The sequence below is a fragment of the Mesorhizobium metallidurans STM 2683 genome, from assembly GCF_000350085.1.
GTDB lineage: Bacteria > Pseudomonadota > Alphaproteobacteria > Rhizobiales > Rhizobiaceae > Mesorhizobium > Mesorhizobium metallidurans.
The window spans coordinates 19,898-37,569 of record NZ_CAUM01000010.1 but is presented as its reverse complement, the minus strand read 5'-3'; the positions used below and the strand labels follow the sequence as shown (position 1 = coordinate 37,569).

Sequence of the window (17,672 nt, the reverse complement as noted above, 5' to 3'; positions counted from 1 at the left end):
CCGTTGATGTTGATGTCGATGACCCGGCGCCAATCGTCGGTGGAATACTCCCACATCGTCATGTTCGGTCCGGTGATGGCGGCACTGGTGACCAGGATATCGACCGCGCCAAGTGCTTCGATCGTCTGTCGGGCGGCCTGTTCGACCGCCAAAGGATCGGCGACGTCGACAGTCACGCCGTGCAGGTCCGCAATGACAGCCTTGGCTCGCTCGATCTGAGCGGGATCGCGGTCCCAGATCGAAACGCGCCCGCCCTCTTCAACAATCCGTTGCGCCACGGCCAGGCCGATGCCGGAGGCGCCGCCAGTGATCACGGCCGAACGTCCGGCAAACCGTCCCGAGAAACTCATCTGCACGTGATCCTTCTCCCCACCGGCGGCGACTGTGAAGTCAACGGCAGGGAAGTTCAAGCCGGGTCTGGGTCTCCGAACAGGTTGATGCTGGACCAGGAGAGGGCAACCGAGGAGTCTGGCCTCTCTTGGCGACACCTTGTCCGTTCGCGCGCATCCAGTGGCATGGCGCGCCGTCAAAAACCGTCTTTTGGATGACAGATGGCCGAGGTTGGGTTATATTGCACTGCACAATGGAAATGTCCCAAGGGGCGCGGCGGCGAAATCGGCGCCGAACTGCGTGGAGTTGCATGATCGGGAATCCGCTACCGAGATGAAGATTCCAAAATCTCTGTTGATCGACCCGGAGAAGAACTCGGTCTACGGCGCATTTGCCGTTGCCGTTTCCGTCTGGGCATTCTCCTATTCCAGCATTTTTGGCCAGATCCTGATCCTGGCCTATTACGCGGTCTGGCTGCCTCTCATCCTGGTGGATTACCGGCGGCTGCTGCGGGGCGTCTCCAGTGCCTGGCTTCCGCTGATTTTTGCCTTCTATGTCTGTTTCTCGGTGTTCTGGTCGGATGCCCCTGGCATCACAGCGAGGACCGCGGTCCAGTATTGTTCCCATATTGCCTGCGCCTACATCGCCGCGCGCACCGTCAGCGTCCGGACGTTGACGATCGGCGCCTTGATCGGGATTTTTTTCGCCCTGCTATATTCGCTCGCGGTCGGCGGTTATTCCTATGACGGGCTCGACGGAACATACAATTTCGTCGGCGCGTTCAGCTCCAAGAACCAGCTCGGCTTTGTCGCGTCTCTCGGCATCTACTTTTGCGTTGTCTATCTGGTCTTTCTCAGACGCGGCCGGCTGAGCCTTTTCCTGACGGTCCCGGTCGTCCTTCTGTCGGCCTATCTGCTGGTCGCAGCGCATTCGGCCACCTCGACGGCTTCGCTACCAGCGGTTCTCCTTCTGGTGGCGCTGCTTGCCATGACCAAGGTGCTTTCGCTGCGCTATCGACGGGTGATTTTCCTGGTCGGCGCATGCGGACTGGTCGTCGTCGCGCTGGTTGCCGTGAATGCCGGACTTCTGGATTTCGTCCTCGGCATCTTCGGCAAGGATTCCACGCTCACCGGACGGACCTATCTCTGGCAGCAGGGCTGGAATGCGGCGCAGCGATCGCCGATCCTCGGCGTCGGCTACGCGGCCTATTGGGTGCAGGGTTTCGCCGAGGCCGAGCGGCTCTGGAACGAATTCTACATCACAACCCGAAGCGGCTTCCACTTTCACAACACCTATATCGAAGCGCTTGTCGAACTCGGCTATATCGGGGCAACGCTGATTTCGCTGATTATCCTGCGCACGCTGTGGGGCCACATATCGGCGTTGATATTCAGGGCATGGCAGGCCGAGTCCGTGATTCTTGCCGGTGTGATGGTGCTTCTGATCATCCGGTCCTTCGTCGAGATCGATACCTTCAACCCCTACATCATGGGCTCCTTCCTCCTCTATTACAGCTACTTCAAGCTGGTGCGGGTGCCTGTCGCCCGTCCCCGGTGGACCGCGGCCAACCTCGCGGAACCAGAAACCGCAGGGGGCTAATGCATGTCGCGCAAAAGTGCGCAGCGGTTTTGCGATAACGACATGCATGAAAACAAGAAAGCGCGTCGCATGAATCCGTTCAGGAGCGACGCGCTTTAAGCAAAGCCTTGAATATCTTGGGACAATTTCGCGAATTTTCGGGCAGGATTTCCTGCAAGCAGACTTCGCAAGGAGGCACTTTGGGTGATCGCGGACCCAGCTCCAATTCCGCCATGACGCCCGATTTCGACGCCAGACAGGATTTTGAAGACGCCGCCTAACAGCGCTAAGGCCAAACAATTATCTCGCAGGCAGCTTCTGAAGCGGTAGCGAGCGGCAGTTGCTCCTTCACGCTCGCCCGAGTTGATCAGCCCTAAGGGTTAGGAGCGCATACCATGCGAACCGCTTCACAAAGGGTAGTGTCAGAACGACTGAATCGACAGCTTTGCCAACTGTGTAGACGGTCTCCGAGATGCCTCGCGGCATCAGCGCGCTTCCTACGGAGCACAGGCCGAAATATTCCACCTGGACATTGCTGAAATAGCGGCGAGCCAACGCGAAGTCCGACGTTAACAAAGGATGTTCATCAGCGGTGCGGATGAGGGGTGTCCGCCTTCTGTAGGCATTCAGGAGAGGATTGTGTCCCATCGGCTCGTAGAAGGACGCCACGCCGTTCGGCTTCAGGACACGGACCACCTCGGAAAAGCACCGATCCAGATCCAGATGATGGATGATCCCGCGTCCATACACCAGGTCGAACTTGTTGTCTTCGAAGGACATGGCTTCAGCATTCATCGCCAGGAATGTAGCGTTCGTGCTTCCAAGCGTGCTCGCCCGTTCGTTCGCCTTGTTTACTGCTACGTCCGAAATGTCGATCCCCGCCAGAGATCGGCAAAGACCGGGCAGGTGCAGGGAGTGCAGGGACCACCCACCATCGGAGCAACCATACTCGAGCACGTCCGCGTTTTTCGAAAGGCGTTTTATTTGCTTGTCTTGATGTTCAGCGCCGTGGCGAATTGTTCGATACCACTTGTCCAGACTTTCTCTTGGATCCGCCTCCTGACTAAATCGGAGATTGTGAAATTCTCTTTCCCGACTGACTATCTCGTCCCTTTCACTGTGCATGACAAAGTCCCCGGATTTGAGTTAGTTGCAGGCCATTATTGGATAGCCATTGGCGCCAATTTCACCTTGATTACGTCTCCAGGCAGCACGGGCGTATCTTCGCCGGCGGCGATTTCGCTGGTTTTGCCGTCGACCACCCGAACCAGGGCAAACGTCAACGCCGGTTCTTCGTTGGTGCCGTTCATCTGAGCGCTGGGGTTCCCCGATATGGCCTCCGACATCAGGCCCCTTTGCATGTCCAGCTTGAGCATTGTCTGATTGAGGTCGGCTTCCGTTTGCTGCCGGTCAGCGGCCAGGCCCGCATTCTGGCTGTTTTCCAGATCGATGGCGTCCTGGGTGGCCTTGCTGATCGCCTGCTTGGCGGTGAGGATGGCCGTGTCGTAATCCAGGATCTGGCCTTCCAGGTCGGCGATCGTCTGCTGCGAATTCAGAAGCCGCGTGTTGACGACCAGGCCCTTTTGCGCCAGCGAGCCGATGCCATTCAGCTGTTCCTTTGCCAGGTCGACCTGGCGCTGCTGGTTGACGATCTTCTTCTGCAGTGATTCGATCTCGCTTTGCAGCAGCGTCTTCAAATCGTCGAGCGCCTGCAGTCGCAGTTTGAGCTTTTTCTGGTCGGCCGTCAGGATCGCCATCTCGTCGGCAACGATACTGGGGAGCTTTGGGTCGTCGGCCACTTCCTTCGGCGTGTCGAACGATGGCTTGTCCGCCTGTTCAGCTTCGATGCGGGCGCGCCTGACGATCAGCCGGACCCGTTGATCGTCAAGGACATCGAAATCGCCCTTGGCATTGATCAGGTCGCGGTCATAGCGCTGTCCGTCCGGGCTCCGCCGGACGCCGCCGGCGATGCTCATCGCCTTCAGCACGGTCAGGCCGGGCACGTAAGGATACTGGCCGGGCGTCTGGACCTCCCCGGAAATGTAGAACGGCCTGTACTGCGCCATTTCGACGGAGGCTTCCGGCCGGTCCGCCAGAGCGAGCTTGCGCTGGAGCGCCTGGCCGATCGCTGCCGCGACCTCGGCCGTGGTCTTGCCGGATGCCGGCATCTCGCCGACGAACGGCACGGACAATGTTCCGGCAGGACCGACCGTGTACTCTCCGTTGACGGCCGTCCAGTCGCGGAACGTGCCTTCAACGGTCTGCCATTCGGCGACGCGGATGGTCAGCTTGTCCTGCGATCCGAGGCGGTATTCGTCGGCGGCGGCAAATTGGGGGACGGCAAGCGCCAGCGCGAGGCACGTGGCCATAAGCCACTTCCGCCGCATGCGATTCGCAAGAATGCCGGCGCGGGAGATCTCGAAGATGTCTGTTTTCAACTGAACGTTTTCCGATCCGCTTTGGCCCCGCCCATTGAGCTTGCCGCAGAATGCCTGGCGCCTGGACAGGCTCACCTCTCGATACGGGGCAGGCCCCCGGTCAGTAGCAGCCCCGCGACATCCACACTGCGGGAACGGTCTTGATGATGATGCGAATGTCCTCGAACAGCGACCAGTTCTCGACATAGTGGCGATCGAAGGCAACGCGGCTGTCATATGAAACGTCGTTGCGCCCGCTGACCTGCCAGAGCCCGGTCAGGCCGGGGCGCGATTTCAGATAGTAGACGGCCGAATTGCCATAGATCTCAAGCTCGTCACGCACCACGGGGCGCGGCCCGACAAGGCTCATCTCGCCCTGGAGGATGTTGATGATCTGTGGCAGTTCATCGAGGCTGAGCTTCCTCAGCACCGCGCCGACGCGCGTCACGCGCGGATCGTTCTTCAGCTTGCGGGTCGCTATCCATTCGGCGTTGGCGTCCGGGTTGGCGGCAAGATATGCGGCCAGCACCCGCTCGCCGTCCTGAACCATGGTGCGGAACTTCAGGCACGGGAAAATCCGTCCTCCCCGGCCGATCCGGCTGTGGCCGTAGAAAATCGGCCCGCCGTCGGAAAGCTTGACGAGCAGCGCGACCATCACAAACAATGGGCTGAGAGCAATCAGCCCGATCAGTGAACCGGCGATATCGAAGCTGCGCTTGATGAGCCCGCCGATCGGTGGCGGAAAATCAATGCCAGCCTCCGAAAAATCCGCATTGGCCGGCTTGGCAATGTCCCTCATGCTTTAGTCTCCATACGTTAACCGGATGGTTTTGCGTTAACCGGATGGTTTAGGCGCACGATACCAAAAAAATGTTGCAGCGCAACACACAATTTCCCGGCGGCTTGAAATAGTCGCGTCATGAATTGACTAAATAATAAACTGATCCTGCCCAAAATTTGCCCTTTATGGCATGCGTGTGACAATTTATGGGCAAATTTGAAAAAGCTGTGCCTTTTTAGGGCTGTTTTTGGGCGAATCGCCCTTTATGCAGCAGTTTGGAGTGGAAACGTGCTTTAAAATTTCGAAGCATAGAGCGTCTTTACATAAAATACTAATCAATATTGTAGATCTTACTGAAGTGAATCCATATCCGATCGTTGGCCTTGATGCCGATGTGTGCGTCGCAACATGGCAGAGTCGATCTGGTCAGCTCATTCAAATTTATTTGTGGTTGGCCTTGCCGGCTATTGCACGCCCCAATAGAATTGCAAACGGTTTCTGTCGGAATATGGACAGAGTGGGAAAGGCTGGAAGCAACCGGCCGAAAAGCGGGTGCCTCGATAAGCTCGCATGGCGAAGGGAGGCTCGGGGTGGGTCAATCATCGATTTATGCCCGAGCGGATTTGACAGGCGTTGGGGTATGTCGCTACCAAAATTCATCGTCGGCATGATTTTCGCCCTGGCGATCGTGGTCGCCTGGTCCTATTTGGGTGGCGCCTCGTTCAGCACGACGCTTTTTCGTGTCATCGGCTGCGCCATTGTCATCCAGTTCGGCTACTTTCTGCTGGTCTTCGTCATGGTTGCCAGGAATGACCCGACGCCGGCCGACAAGATTCGCGACGCCGAACGAAAGCTCAATTCGACCGAAGCGGCCGATGGCGAGAAGTTCAGCGCCAGGCGAAGCCTTCACTGAGAGTTAGTCCACGCTGATTCGGCGCGCCAGGACGTGTCGGACCCGCCGACTGCTCGCTGACAGCGTTCAACATCATTCATGTGACGACCGGATGCGACCCGAGCCCATCGCTTGGCTTGATTCGCTTTCAAGACGGCGACCCATGCCGCACGCGCGCTGTCCGCGGGTGCTCGCCCAAACCGATTTGCGCTATGGCGGCACCGAAAGGAAAGACTGGACGGCGCGGATGATTTTGGCGATGCTTGCTTCGCACTCGCAGCATAGCACTTGCAGCATAAGCGTCGGCCGGCGCACTTGAACACCCGGCAGCGATCGGCCGGGCAGTCTATGACAACGATATCGGGACGGGGAAGGAAATTTGGAGCCAACTGTGCAATCGAGAGGCCAAGTCATGACAGGAGCCCAGGTCTGCGTGATCATCGCCGCCCGCAACGCGGCGCGGACAATCCCGGCTGCCATCGCATCGGCTTTGCGCGAGCCGGAGGTGGCGGAAGTCGTTGTCGTCGACGACGCCTCCACCGACGATACGGCGAAAGTCGCTCAGGCGGCCGATGATGGCAGCGGCCGGCTTTGCGTCATCCGCTTCGACGTCAACCGTGGCCCTTCCTTCGCCCGTAACGCCGCGATCGTCAGGTCCAAATCGCCGTTCATCAGCATTCTGGACGCCGACGATTTTTTTCTCGCCGGCCGATTTCGCGAATTGTTCGCCGGCGCCGACTGGGATTTCGCCGCCGACAACATCATGCTGATCCGGGACGATGCGGCGACCGATGTCTCGAAAATCGTGGCCCCACGGTTTTCGGCCGATCCGGAGTTTCTCGATTTCGAGCGCTTCATCGAAGGCAACATTTCCAGGCGCTGTGTGCAGAGAGGGGAGCTGGGCTTCCTCAAACCGGTGATCAGCCGTGCCTTCCTCGATCGCCATGGGCTGCGCTACGATGAAAACCTGCGTCTGGGCGAAGACTATGAACTCTACGCACGTGCGGTCGCTTGCGGGGCGCGGTTCAAGGTCATCAGGTCCTGTGGCTATGGCGCGATCGTTCGCGCCGATTCGCTGAGCGGCCGGCACAGGACCCAGGATCTCAGGCGCCTGGCCGATGCGGATCTGGCGCTGTTGGCGATCGACACTTTGCCGGAAGGTTCCAAAGCAGTGCTCAGAAGGCATGAGCGGCATGTGCGCGACAAATACCGGCTGCGGCACTTCCTCGACGTGAAGGCGGAGCGGGGCCTGGTATCGGCCGCAGCCTATGCGCTGGCCAGTCAGTCCAATCTTGTCCCTATCGTCCGCGGTGTGGCTGCCGACAAGCTCGAGGCGCTGTTCCGCCACATCGGGTTCGTCTCGAAGCACCGGCATGTGCCGCCGCGGCGCTTTCTGATGGCCGCAACCAGCCCGGCCAGCGAGACGTAAGCATGTCAAGCCGGAGCTTTTGCCCCTCATGTCATCAGCTTCTTACCTGGCCGCCTCGACCGGGATTCGTGAGTTTCGGTCTGATGCGTGACGCCCGGCCGCGCGACCGTTTTGACGCATAATCTACATAAAAACAAAAGCTTAAGTTGACGCGCATGAATTTCTTCAGGCGCGTCGCGCTTTAGGTGGTTGCCTACTCGCTCTTGGGATGGCACTGTATGTTGCGGTGCAGCAATTCTGGTTGGCCGATCGAATCGGCCCGAAATATCTCCCAGTGAGAGGAGCACATGGCTTCGATATTCGGTTTCAGATCAAGGGATCCGGCTCGCGACAGGCAGACCGACATTGCGCGCCTCGATCGCCTGGCAAAGCTGTTCGACCAGATCGCCGCCGAGGTCGAGGCGGAAAAGAACGGACTTGAGAACCGCTACCGGGCAAAGGCTACGAATGCGGCCTTCCTGGTCGAGGCGATGGAGAATGGAGCGGCGCCTTCCAAAAGTTCGGCGGAAGTCAGCGAATTGACGAAGTCGATCCTGAATAGCGAGCGCCGGATCGCGGCGCTCACCCGTCAGAACGAATTAATGAAGGATATCCGTCATTCGCTGGATGAAATCTTCGATCAGAATGCCCAACATGGCTCCACTACCAAGGCCGCTTTAGCCAAGCCGGCCGCCGACGCGGGCTGAAAGCCAGGATCCTGGCTGATGCCGCAGGCAACGGGCTGGCGCTGGAGCAAGAGGCCGGGCGCGGTGGAGGAAGGGTCAAGATCAGCTTGTTTCATCACGGTTCGAACATCGACTTTGGGTTGGGGGCGCACAGCACAAAGGTGAGTTTGGTATGAGCGCGGATTCGAAAAACACGTCCACCCCGACAACCGGCACCCCGACAACCGGCGGCCCAACAACCGGCGGCCCAACAATCGGCGGAGTGCCGTTCCCGCATTGGATCAGGCAAGGGAGGCGGCTATGCTCGATTGGCGCGTTTGTGCTGGTCGTTCTCGGCGGCCTGATTGCAGGCCCGGCTCCATCCCGTGCCCAGGATATCCAAAGCGCGCCGTCATTCGTCGATGATTTCAGCAAATTCGACCGTTCGCGCTGGTATATTTCCGACGGCTGGAGCAACGGCGCTTTTCAAAACTGCATCTGGTCTAAAAACCTGGTCAAGCTTTCCGACGGCATGCTGACGCTCGGCTTCGAAAAGCGCAAGCTGAAGGATCGCGACTTTGCCTGCGCCGAGATCCAGACCAAGCAGCGCTTCGGCTACGGCACCTATGAGGCGCGGATGAAGACCGACTCAGGCTCGGGCGTCAACGCGGCTTTCTTCTCCTATATCGGCCCCACCGACAAGCAGCCGTGGGATGAAATAGACTTCGAAGTGCTGACCAAGGATACGTCCAAGGTACAGGTCAATGCCTACATAGCCGGCAAGGGCAAGAACGAGAAGCTGGTCGATGTCCCGGGCGGCACGGACAAGGCCTTCAACGACTATGCCTTCGTCTGGGAGAAGGACAGGCTGCGCTGGTACGTCAATGGCAAGCTTGTGAACACGATTACCGATCCGGCAAAGCTGCCCACCCATGCGCAAAAGATATTCCTCAGCCTTTGGGGCAGCGATACGATGAAGGGCTGGATGGGTCCGTTTTCGGATCCGGGTCGCAAGCTCACCACGCAAGTGGATCGCGTCGCATTTACCGCACTGGGCCAAACGTGCCAGTTTCCGGAATCGCTGGCATGCAGCATAACGAACTAGCCGTGAAACAACGCACTGGAAAAACGCATCTGAACCGGCCGGACCGAAGACGATCCGAAGCCTTGAACAGGAATGAAACCGAATGAATCTGACGGTCTTTGGAATTGGCTATGTCGGCCTCGTGCAGGCGGCGGTGCTCGCGGAAGTCGGTCATCAGGTGGTGTGCGTCGACATCGACGCACAAAAGGTCGAGCGGCTCAATCAGGGCCTGATTCCGATTTACGAGCCCGGGCTCGAAGATCTGGTCAAGGAAAACCATGCGGCGCGCCGCATCAAGTTCACCACTGACGCCGTCGCGGCGGTCAAGCACGGCGAGATCCAGATGATCGCCGTCGGCACGCCTCCGGGCGAGGATGGCTCGGCCGACCTCAAATATGTGCTGGCCGTTGCCGAGACCATCGGCCGGGAGATGGACGCACCCAAGATCGTTGTCGGCAAGTCGACCGTGCCGGTCGGCACCTGCGAAAAAGTCAAGGCCAGGATCGCGGCCACCCTAAAGGCGCGCGGTCGCGAGGATCTCGCTTTCGACGTCGCCTCCAATCCGGAGTTCCTCAAGGAGGGCTCCGCGGTGGCCGACTGCATGAAGCCCGACCGCATCATCGTCGGCACCGGCAGCGAAGGCACCGAGGCGGTGATGCGTGAGCTTTACGCCCCGTTCAACCGTAACCACGAGAAGATGATCGTGATGGATGTGCGCAGCGCCGAGTTCACCAAATACGCGGCCAACTGCATGCTGGCGACCAAGATCAGCTTCATGAACGAAATGGCCAATCTGGCCGAGGAGCTCGGCGCCGACATCGAGGAGGTCCGCAAGGGCATCGGCAGCGATCCGCGTATCGGCTACCACTTCATCTATCCGGGCCTCGGCTATGGCGGCTCGTGCTTTCCCAAGGATGTGCGTGCCCTGATCAAGACCGCGGAAGGCGTCAAATTCGATGCCAAGCTGCTGCGCGCGGTCGAGGAACGCAACAACGCACAGAAGTCGGTTCTGTTTGACAAGGTGAACCGTTATTTCAAGGGCAACCTCAAGGGCAAGACCTTCGCGCTGTGGGGCCTGGCCTTCAAGCCCAACACCGACGACATGCGCGAGGCGCCGGCGCGTGTCCTGATGGAAGCGCTCTGGAAGGCCGGCGCCAAGGTGCAGGCTTACGATCCCGAGGCCATGCAGGAATGTCAGCACATTTACGGGCAACGCGACGACCTGCTTCTGTGCGGAACCAAGGAGGCAGCGCTGCGCGGCGCCGACGCGCTCCTGATCGCCACCGAGTGGAAGAGCTTCCGCGCCCCGTCTTTCGACGCGATGAAGGATGCGCTGACGACGCCGATCATCTTCGATGGCCGCAACCTCTACGACCCGAAGGTCATCGCTCGCCACGGCATCGAATATCACTCGATCGGCAGGATGGCGGCATGAGGCCATGGCCAAAGACTTAAAGCGCGTCGCCGTCACACGCGACGCGTTCTAGGCGTCCTGGCGCATCTCGAAATTGGCGAATGGGTTGGTGCATGGATGCCAGCCGGTGAACCGGATCGGGTCGTTTGGCGAACTGCGCCAGGCGTAGTCGGTCAGCATATGGAATTCGGCAATCACCCAACGGTCGAAATGCCTGAGATCCTGCTTTTTCTCTTCGGGCAGCAGCTGGCGTGCGGCGCCCAGTTTTAGTTCCTCAAGCAGGGTGACCGCATCGCCCAGCTTTTCGTTTGGAAATATCCACGGATTGCGCTTCTGGAATTCCAGGACGAATTGCTGCAGATGTTCGATGCGCATGTTGAGCTTGCCGAAGTATTTTTCGAGCGTGACCCGCACCAGGTCCTCGTCCGAAAGCGAGGAAACGGCGGCGTAGGCAATCCCTGACGAAGCAACCCCACCGGCCAGGATGGCCAGTGCCGCGCGTCGCGAAACCTCGATCATCTGGCGTCTCCTTTCATGCTATCCGGCTCGCCGCCCGCAAGGAGAGTGCTGCCGCGGTCAGGCTTGGGTTGACGCAGGAGCAGCTTGGATAGGTGCTGGTGCCGACGACAACCAGGTTCCGGAGGTGATGGTGGATCATGTCGCTGTCGACGACCGAATCCGCCGGGCTCGAACCCATCCGCAACGTGCCCTGGACGTGCGACTCGGTCGGCCGGATGCCGCGATCGAAGATCTGTTCGACCGGCAATGGAGCGAGAAGCGCTGGTAATTTTTCCAGCGCCCGCGCCATGCCTTCGACGGCATAGTTCGACGGCGCCTTGAAACTGACGAATGCGTTGTCGCCCTTGTCGAGGGTAACAAAATTTTCGGGATCGAGCAGGTTCTCGGTCACGATGACAAGAGGAAGCGTCTGGCGGATACGTCCCTTTTCCGGGCGCATCCCGTGCTGCCAGCGATTTTCGAAATAGACGAGGGCAGCCGCATGCTGCGACCTGTGGGGGCCGTCGTAAAGGCCGAAATTCAGGCCAGTGGTGATGGTGCTGCCGTCGAAATTGTCGATACCGTCGAGATAGGCTTCGAAATTCCATCCGTAGGACTCGTGCAGGCCGCGGCCGACGAGTTCGCCCGACAGGCCGGAGCGCAACATGATCGCCGGGCTCTGGATGGCATTGGCGCCGAGAATGAAGAGATCGCCGCTGACCTGGTATTCCTTGCCGTCGTGCATGAATGTGACCGAACGGACAGATCCGCCGGCATGGTCGAGACGACGCACTTCGGCGCCGAGGCAGACCGAAACATCGGGATGCTCGAAGACATGCATCAGGCCATTGTTGACGGTGAATTTCGCGTCGACCGGGCATAGGCCGCATCGCAAATTGGCACAGCACGCGGTTCGTTGCGCCGTCGGTACACGCGCCCGCGCCGTCGGCATGACAAAGTGCTGGTCCGACTGCGCCGCCTTCATCATGCGGTCCGGCGTCGACATATTATGTGGCGGCTGCGGAAACGGCCTGGAGCGCGGCATCATCGCCGCCATGTCGGGATCGCCGGAGATCGACATGACGTCTTCCGCATCGCAGTAGAACGGCTCGAGCTCGTCATAGGCGATCGGCCAGTCATTGCCGATGCCGTAAAGGCTTTTCAGCCTGAAGTCGTTCGGATGGAAGCGTGGCGTCTGCGCGAACCAGCAATTGGTGCCGCCGCCCAATCCGATGGTGTAATTCCAAGGCTTGTCGGAATTGGTCTTGTAGGTCGTCTCATCGTCGATGTCGGTGTTGACGTTCCGGTCGAGCTGCCATTTATGCGTGTTGTGCCGGCCCCATTCCAGGACCAGAATGCGGGCCTTTCGCCGCTTCATGAACCCATGCAGGAAGAAGGCCGAACCGAAACCGGAACCGATGGCGACGAGATCGAAATGGTCGTTGGTGATTTTGTCCGGCCTGACGTCCAGCACCATCAGATAAAACCTTTTCTTGAGACAAGCGCGTTCGTCACGGCTTCGTGCCACTCCTTCGTGCCGCGCCGGTTCGCGTCGCGACGCGCATCAGGCCCTTATGCGGCCTTTCGTGAAGGCTGTTGTGCGGCCTTGTCGAGCAGCGAGAAGAAAGTCGCGAACTGGCGCTCGGGGTTCAAGGCGGGGCGCTCGGAGAATGTACGCGCCGCCGCCGAGAGCCGTTCATACTCCCGGCCGTCGTTCCACAGCAGCTTGACCGCGGCTACCCAGTCGGCGAGCGGGGCGTCATAATCCAGCACCACGCCGCCGGAGCCGATCGCTTCGGGCAGGCCGCCGCGACGCGAGCCGACCACCGGGATGCCGCTGCAATGGGCTTCCGACGCCACCCGGCCCCAGGCCTCTTCCCACTTGCTCGGGGCAAGCAGGATCTTCGTGCGGCCATAGACCGTCTTCATGTCGCTGGTGCGGCTTTCCAGCGTGACATTGCCGAGCGGAGCGATCGTCTGTTCGATGCGCGCCCGATGATCGTCGTCGAGCTTCCAGCTTTCGACGAACAGGAACGGGATTTCAGGGCATGCCTTGGCAATGCGCACCGCAAGCTCAAACCCCTTTTCCTCATAGGGGTTGATCAGCGTGACGAATTCGCCTGTCGTCGGCGTCGAGTAGAATGCGGGATTGATGGTCGGCGGGATGACCGTCGAATCGATGTCGAACTTGGCCTTGTAGGTGCGCGCCGTGAATTCGGAATTGGCGATGTAGTGCGCCGAATGCAGCTCGCGCAGGTCGCCGCCCAGCTCATGGAACTCGACATTCCTGAGATAGACGACCAGCGGCACGCCCTCGGCCTGCAGCGCCCGGCCAATCGGAACCGATTTGTGGCACTGGACCACGGCGACATCGGGCCTCAGCTTTTCGACGGCAAAGCGTGCCGCCTCCCAGGGGAACCAGGCCCGCACCACGGGATAGCCGGGATAGCTGTCGAGGACCGCGCGCTGCCTCAGAAGCTTCATCTTGGCGCGCGCCTTGAGCCCGAAAACCCCTTGGCCGAACAGGGCGGCAAGCACCGACGCCTCATGCCCGTGCTCGAGCAACTGCTCGGCCAGATGATGGGTGCTGGACTGGACACCGCCGCTGAACTGCGGCGTGTAGCCATTGCCGCCCGCAAAAAGGATTTTCATGGGATAGGCTCCTTGTCGCATCTCACATTTCGAGGAGAGGTCACGCCGGGCGTTTAACCCGGTTCTTGAGCGTCTCGTAGCCGCGCTCGCCAAGCAGCGTGCGCGCGACGTTCTTGATGGCCGTCTTGCGTCCGTCAGGCGAATTGATCTGCCGCAATCTGGCCGGGAGATTGCGAGCGCTCTGCCCTAGTGCCGGCAGCGACAGCGCGTCGGGATAGCTTACGAGATGTGTCTCCACGCACAGCACCGGCTTGCCGGAAAGCTTGGCGATCTTGAGGGCCTGCTGGTGCTCGCTCTCGATGAACAGGATGGCGTCGGTCTTGCGGTAGAAATCGGCCTTGAAACTGCCATGCACGCCAAGCCGCTGCCGCTCCGCCTTGCTCGGCAGGTCGAGCATGATCAAGTGATCGTATTGGATGTCGTGCTTGGCAAGCCATGCTTCGGTAAGCTTGCGGTATTTTTCGAGCCGGCTGGTGACGAGCCAGCCGATCTTGCGGGTCGGGCCATGGAGGGGAAGCGCTTCGCTCAGGAATTTCTCATAGGCCGGCCCGTCGTCGTTCTCGGCTTCCGTCGGGTCCAGGCAAAGAACGCCGTCGATGTCGACGCAGCTTTGAGCGAGGAATTTGTGGTGCATGAAGTTCCACTGGAACATCCTTGGATGCGGCACGACTTCGAGGACGAGATCGGTTTCCTCGTATTGCGGCACCAGGCCGAACACAGCGGCATAGGTGAAGTCCGCCTGGATGCCGGCGGCCTCTATCCGGCTGCGTGCGTCGCGCATGGCGGCGCCGCCGCTGACGCTGTCGTCGATCACCAGGACCTTGCGCATTTCGGCGGCCTTGCGGTCGAGCGCGGCGCGGCGTTTGGTGACGCCCGACGTATAGATCTTTCCGGCGAGGAAACTGTCCAGGTCGGTCATCGGGATGTTCGCCGTCAGGCTGACCAGCGTGGCGGCCAGAATGCCGCTGCGGGGAACGCCGACCACCAGGTCGATATCGCGCGGCAGCCGGTGCAGGTTCCTGACAATGGCGTCATTCATGTCGGAGATCGATCGGTAGTGCATGGGATCAGACCTGGTTCTGGTTCTCGTATGGACTTCTGGGCATGTTATTTCGCCTCGCTTGGCGCCGGCACGGGCACCCGCGCCGGCAAAAGCTTCAAGGCCTCGCGCAACGCCTCGCGGCCGGATGCAAACGCCAGCGCGATCACGATGGTGATTGCGTAGGACAACACCGCGGCACTTGCCATGGCGACGATGTGCTGCTCGGGCAGCAGCGGCTTGGCGAGCCAGATTAGGGCAAGCGCCAGATGCGCGCCAAGCACGAAGGGCGTAGCCGCGCGCAGCACATGGCTTGCCCTGAGCGGCCCGGTCTTGCCGATATACAGCCACAGGAAGGGTGTTCTCAGATACTCGCTGACCGCGTAGGCGATCGCCACGCCGAGCGCGCCATAGGGCAGGCCTATGATGAAGGCCAGCACCGACGTCAACGCTGTTATGATGCCCCAGCGCATGAAATCGCCCGAGCGGCCCTGGCTGACGAAAAGCCATCCCGCCGGATTGTTGAGCGGCTGCAGCAGCCCGGCAAAACCGAGCGCCAGAAAGATATCGGAGCTCTGCCGCCATTGCTCGCCAAGCACGAAGGGGATGAGCACGTCGGACATGGCGGTGGCGAAGGCGACGCCGGGAAGCGCCACCAGCAAGATCAGCGGCATGACGCGAAGATAGGCGCTGCGGTAGCGGTCCGGTTCGTCCTTCAGCCTGGAAAGGGCAGGCACCATCACCTTCGACAGCGGATTGGTGATCTGGCTCAACGGAAACAGCAGCAGCTTGTAGGCGCGGTCATAAAGCCCGAGTTGGGCTTCGCCCCAGTATTTTCCGATCAGCACATTGTCGAGGTTGCGGGCGAAGAAATTGGCGAAATTGAACCCGGTGATGCCGGCGCCGAAATTGATCAGCTCGCTGATGCCGTTGACCTTGCGCGGCAGGCTGGGGCGCCAGCGCGAGCTTGCCCAGAAGCAAAGCGTCGGCAGCACCGCTGCTGTCAGAGTGCCGGCAAAAAGCGCCCAGTAGGAACGGTCGATGAAGGTCCAGGCGATCGAGACGGCAAGGCCGGCGACGGCGCTCGCGACGTCGATGACGGCCAGGCGAACGAATTGCATGCGGCGCGTCAGCAGCGCCAGATGCTGGGCGCCAAGGCCGTAGGCGATGATCTGCAGCCCCAATGCGGCGACCAGGCCTGCCACCCGCGGTTCGCCGTAGAACGCGGCGACCAGGGGTGCCGCACCGGCAAGCACGCAGGCGAGCAACGCGCTGACCGCGACATTGATCCAAAAGAGGTAGTTGACCTCCTCGTGCCTGATTCCGCTTTTCTGGATCGTCGCCTGGGTCAGGCCGAAATCCTGGAACAGCGCGATGAAAGCAAGCACCGGCGCGCACATCGCCACCACGCCGAAGTCCTGCGGCGACAAAAGGCGCGACAGGACGATGACGGAGACGATCTGCGTCGCAACGCGCACCGATTGTGCCAAGGCCGTGACAACGGCGCCACGTCCGACCGATCTGCGGAGAGAACCCTCTGGCGGATCGAATGCATTGGCTTGCAAATTCAGGATCCCTGATCTTGTGCCGACCCGGTCACCAAACTACGGCAATAATTTTGCAGTGCAACAAAAAACGTGGATCTCTGCTACGTCGCACCAAAAATGTTGCGATGCAGCAAAAGCTGTACTAGCATCCACGCGGGCGGGCCAAACAGCGGTCGATTTTCATGCTGCATGTCTTGTACTTGGTACACGACGTCTCCGACCCGGCGGTGCGCCGGCGTATCATAATGCTCAAGGCAGGCGGCGCCGAGGTTACCTTGGCGGGTTTCCGTCGGACCGCGAGCCCGATTGCCGATCTTGAGGGATTGCGGCCGATTGACCTTGGCGCGACGCGCGACGGCCGATTCGCCCAGCGTCTGACCGCGATTGCTAAGGCGGCGGTCTCCATCGGCTCGAAACTTGGTTCGACGCCCAGGCCCGACCTCATCATCGCGCGCAATCTGGAGATGCTGGCGCTTGCCCGGCGTGCCAGGTCGGCGTTCCAGGCATCGGTGCCGATTGTCTACGAGTGTCTCGACATCCATCGCCTGGTGCTGCGCGACGATTTGCTGGGCAAGGCGATGCGCGGCGCGGAACGCTATCTGGCCAGGGATGTCAAACTCCTGGTGACGAGTTCGCCGGCCTTCATCACCAATTATTTCAAGCCGTTCGGGCAGGTCGCGGCACCGGTCGAACTGCTGGAGAACAAATATTTCGAGGCTGCCGCGCTGTCGCCGGACGACCGTATGGCGGCGGAGGATCCCGTCGCTCCGCCTTGGCGAATCGGCTGGTTCGGCGCGCTGCGCTGCCGCCGTTCCCTTGAGCTTCTGGCCGAATTTTCCCGTCGCCTCGACGGTCGGGTCGAAATAATCCTCAGGGGCCGTCCGGCATTGTCCGAATTTCGGGACTTTCACGCTTTTGTCGAAGCCGAGCCATGGCTCTCGTTCGGCGGACCCTACCGGAACCCGGAGGACATGGCGGCGATCTACCGCGAGGTTCATTTTTCCTGGGCCATCGATTTTTTCGAACAGGGGCTGAATTCCGAATGGCTGCTGCCAAACCGCCTTTATGAAGGCTGCCGCTTCGGCGCCGTGCCGATCTCGATGGGCAACACCGAAACCGGCCGCTTCCTTGATCGGCAAGGCATCGGCGTTCTTTTGCCTCAGGCTACGCCCGAGGCGCTCGAAGCCGCCCTTGGCGATATGGAGGAGCGTTTCGCGACGTTGCGGGCGCGTGTCCTTGCCCGCAATCCGCGAACCTGGAGCCATGATCGCAGCGATTGCCGGGCGCTGGTCGAGAAGCTGCGCGGCCTGGCCTCCGTGCCCGATCCATATGTCGCCGAGGCGCTGGCGTAGCATGGCTGGAGATGG

Annotated in this window: 16 protein-coding genes; 7 read left to right on the top strand and 9 right to left on the bottom strand. The window is 60.3% G+C overall.

From position 1 onward, the window contains the following. Positions 1-410 (bottom strand): SDR family NAD(P)-dependent oxidoreductase (locus MESS2_RS02520; RefSeq protein WP_244439844.1); only part of this gene is annotated, 410 nt, incomplete at its 3' end. A gap of 253 nt (positions 411-663) precedes the next feature. Between MESS2_RS02520 and MESS2_RS02515 the strand changes: the two genes are divergently transcribed. After that, positions 664-1,929 (top strand): O-antigen ligase family protein, encoded by a 1,266-nt coding sequence (locus tag MESS2_RS02515; RefSeq protein WP_040591893.1) that lies wholly within the window; start codon positions 664-666, stop codon positions 1,927-1,929. A gap of 327 nt (positions 1,930-2,256) precedes the next feature. Here the strand turns inward: MESS2_RS02515 and MESS2_RS02510 are convergent, their stop codons facing one another. From MESS2_RS02510 to MESS2_RS02500, 3 genes are all read right to left on the bottom strand, one after another. After that, positions 2,257-3,033 (bottom strand): class I SAM-dependent methyltransferase, encoded by a 777-nt coding sequence (locus MESS2_RS02510; RefSeq protein ID WP_040591891.1) that lies wholly within the window; start codon positions 3,031-3,033, stop codon positions 2,257-2,259. Between the two features lie 35 nt (positions 3,034-3,068). Beyond that, positions 3,069-4,277, bottom strand: a complete 1,209-nt coding sequence (locus tag MESS2_RS02505) for a polysaccharide biosynthesis/export family protein (RefSeq protein WP_008872486.1) — start codon at positions 4,275-4,277, stop codon at positions 3,069-3,071. A 169-nt stretch (positions 4,278-4,446) separates the two neighbouring features. Beyond that, positions 4,447-5,124, bottom strand: coding sequence for a sugar transferase (locus tag MESS2_RS02500; protein WP_008872485.1), 678 nt, complete (start codon positions 5,122-5,124; stop codon positions 4,447-4,449). 622 nt (positions 5,125-5,746) lie between these two features. On the opposite strand from MESS2_RS02500, the gene MESS2_RS02495 reads away from it, so the two are divergent. The 5 genes from MESS2_RS02495 (at position 5,747) to MESS2_RS02475 (ending at position 10,590) form a co-directional block, all read left to right on the top strand. Next, complete coding sequence (locus MESS2_RS02495) at positions 5,747-6,019, top strand: hypothetical protein (protein WP_008872483.1); 273 nt, start codon at positions 5,747-5,749, stop codon at positions 6,017-6,019. Positions 6,020-6,410: 391 nt separating this feature from the next. Then, positions 6,411-7,427, top strand: a complete 1,017-nt coding sequence (locus tag MESS2_RS02490) for a glycosyltransferase family 2 protein (protein WP_008872481.1) — start codon at positions 6,411-6,413, stop codon at positions 7,425-7,427. A gap of 287 nt (positions 7,428-7,714) precedes the next feature. Then, complete coding sequence (locus tag MESS2_RS02485) at positions 7,715-8,113, top strand: single stranded DNA-binding domain-containing protein (protein WP_008872480.1); 399 nt, start codon at positions 7,715-7,717, stop codon at positions 8,111-8,113. A 151-nt stretch (positions 8,114-8,264) separates the two neighbouring features. Further along, positions 8,265-9,176 carry an endo-1,3-1,4-beta-glycanase ExoK gene (exoK, locus tag MESS2_RS02480; protein WP_157357584.1) on the top strand — a complete coding sequence of 304 codons (912 nt, stop codon included), beginning with the start codon at positions 8,265-8,267 and terminating at the stop codon, positions 9,174-9,176. An 82-nt stretch (positions 9,177-9,258) separates the two neighbouring features. Beyond that, a complete protein-coding gene (locus tag MESS2_RS02475) occupies positions 9,259-10,590 on the top strand; it encodes a UDP-glucose dehydrogenase family protein (RefSeq protein WP_008872478.1) in 1,332 nt (443 codons plus the stop codon). A 48-nt stretch (positions 10,591-10,638) separates the two neighbouring features. On the opposite strand, the gene MESS2_RS02470 is transcribed toward MESS2_RS02475, so the two are convergent. The 5 genes from MESS2_RS02470 to MESS2_RS02450 form a co-directional block, all read right to left on the bottom strand. After that, a complete protein-coding gene (locus MESS2_RS02470) occupies positions 10,639-11,088 on the bottom strand; it encodes a hypothetical protein (RefSeq protein ID WP_008872477.1) in 450 nt (149 codons plus the stop codon). Between the two features lie 13 nt (positions 11,089-11,101). Further along, on the bottom strand, positions 11,102-12,544 hold the full coding sequence (locus MESS2_RS02465) for a GMC oxidoreductase (protein WP_008872476.1): 1,443 nt from the start codon (positions 12,542-12,544) through the stop codon (positions 11,102-11,104). A gap of 95 nt (positions 12,545-12,639) precedes the next feature. Then, a complete protein-coding gene (locus MESS2_RS02460) occupies positions 12,640-13,719 on the bottom strand; it encodes a glycosyltransferase (RefSeq protein ID WP_008872475.1) in 1,080 nt (359 codons plus the stop codon). Between the two features lie 40 nt (positions 13,720-13,759). Continuing rightward, on the bottom strand, positions 13,760-14,782 hold the full coding sequence (locus tag MESS2_RS02455; protein WP_008872474.1) for a phosphoribosyltransferase: 1,023 nt from the start codon (positions 14,780-14,782) through the stop codon (positions 13,760-13,762). Between the two features lie 44 nt (positions 14,783-14,826). Then, complete coding sequence (locus tag MESS2_RS02450; protein WP_008872473.1) at positions 14,827-16,323, bottom strand: lipopolysaccharide biosynthesis protein; 1,497 nt, start codon at positions 16,321-16,323, stop codon at positions 14,827-14,829. A gap of 164 nt (positions 16,324-16,487) precedes the next feature. Between MESS2_RS02450 and MESS2_RS02445 the strand changes: the two genes are divergently transcribed. Next, positions 16,488-17,657, top strand: coding sequence for a glycosyltransferase family protein (locus MESS2_RS02445; RefSeq protein WP_008872472.1), 1,170 nt, complete (start codon positions 16,488-16,490; stop codon positions 17,655-17,657). Positions 17,658-17,672: the final 15 nt, after the last annotated feature.

Coding starts and splice junctions, on each gene's coding strand:
- exoK (WP_157357584.1), top strand. CDS start 8,265: ATGAGCGCGGATTCGAAAAACACGTCCACCCCGACAACCGGCACCCCG.
- MESS2_RS02510 (WP_040591891.1), bottom strand. CDS start 3,033: ATGCACAGTGAAAGGGACGAGATAGTCAGTCGGGAAAGAGAATTTCAC.
- MESS2_RS02495 (WP_008872483.1), top strand. CDS start 5,747: ATGTCGCTACCAAAATTCATCGTCGGCATGATTTTCGCCCTGGCGATC.
- MESS2_RS02500 (WP_008872485.1), bottom strand. CDS start 5,124: ATGAGGGACATTGCCAAGCCGGCCAATGCGGATTTTTCGGAGGCTGGC.
- MESS2_RS02475 (WP_008872478.1), top strand. CDS start 9,259: ATGAATCTGACGGTCTTTGGAATTGGCTATGTCGGCCTCGTGCAGGCG.
- MESS2_RS02485 (WP_008872480.1), top strand. CDS start 7,715: ATGGCTTCGATATTCGGTTTCAGATCAAGGGATCCGGCTCGCGACAGG.
- MESS2_RS02490 (WP_008872481.1), top strand. CDS start 6,411: ATGACAGGAGCCCAGGTCTGCGTGATCATCGCCGCCCGCAACGCGGCG.
- MESS2_RS02465 (WP_008872476.1), bottom strand. CDS start 12,544: ATGGTGCTGGACGTCAGGCCGGACAAAATCACCAACGACCATTTCGAT.
- MESS2_RS02515 (WP_040591893.1), top strand. CDS start 664: ATGAAGATTCCAAAATCTCTGTTGATCGACCCGGAGAAGAACTCGGTC.
- MESS2_RS02455 (WP_008872474.1), bottom strand. CDS start 14,782: ATGCACTACCGATCGATCTCCGACATGAATGACGCCATTGTCAGGAAC.
- MESS2_RS02460 (WP_008872475.1), bottom strand. CDS start 13,719: ATGAAAATCCTTTTTGCGGGCGGCAATGGCTACACGCCGCAGTTCAGC.
- MESS2_RS02470 (WP_008872477.1), bottom strand. CDS start 11,088: ATGATCGAGGTTTCGCGACGCGCGGCACTGGCCATCCTGGCCGGTGGG.
- MESS2_RS02445 (WP_008872472.1), top strand. CDS start 16,488: ATGCTGCATGTCTTGTACTTGGTACACGACGTCTCCGACCCGGCGGTG.
- MESS2_RS02505 (WP_008872486.1), bottom strand. CDS start 4,277: ATGGCCACGTGCCTCGCGCTGGCGCTTGCCGTCCCCCAATTTGCCGCC.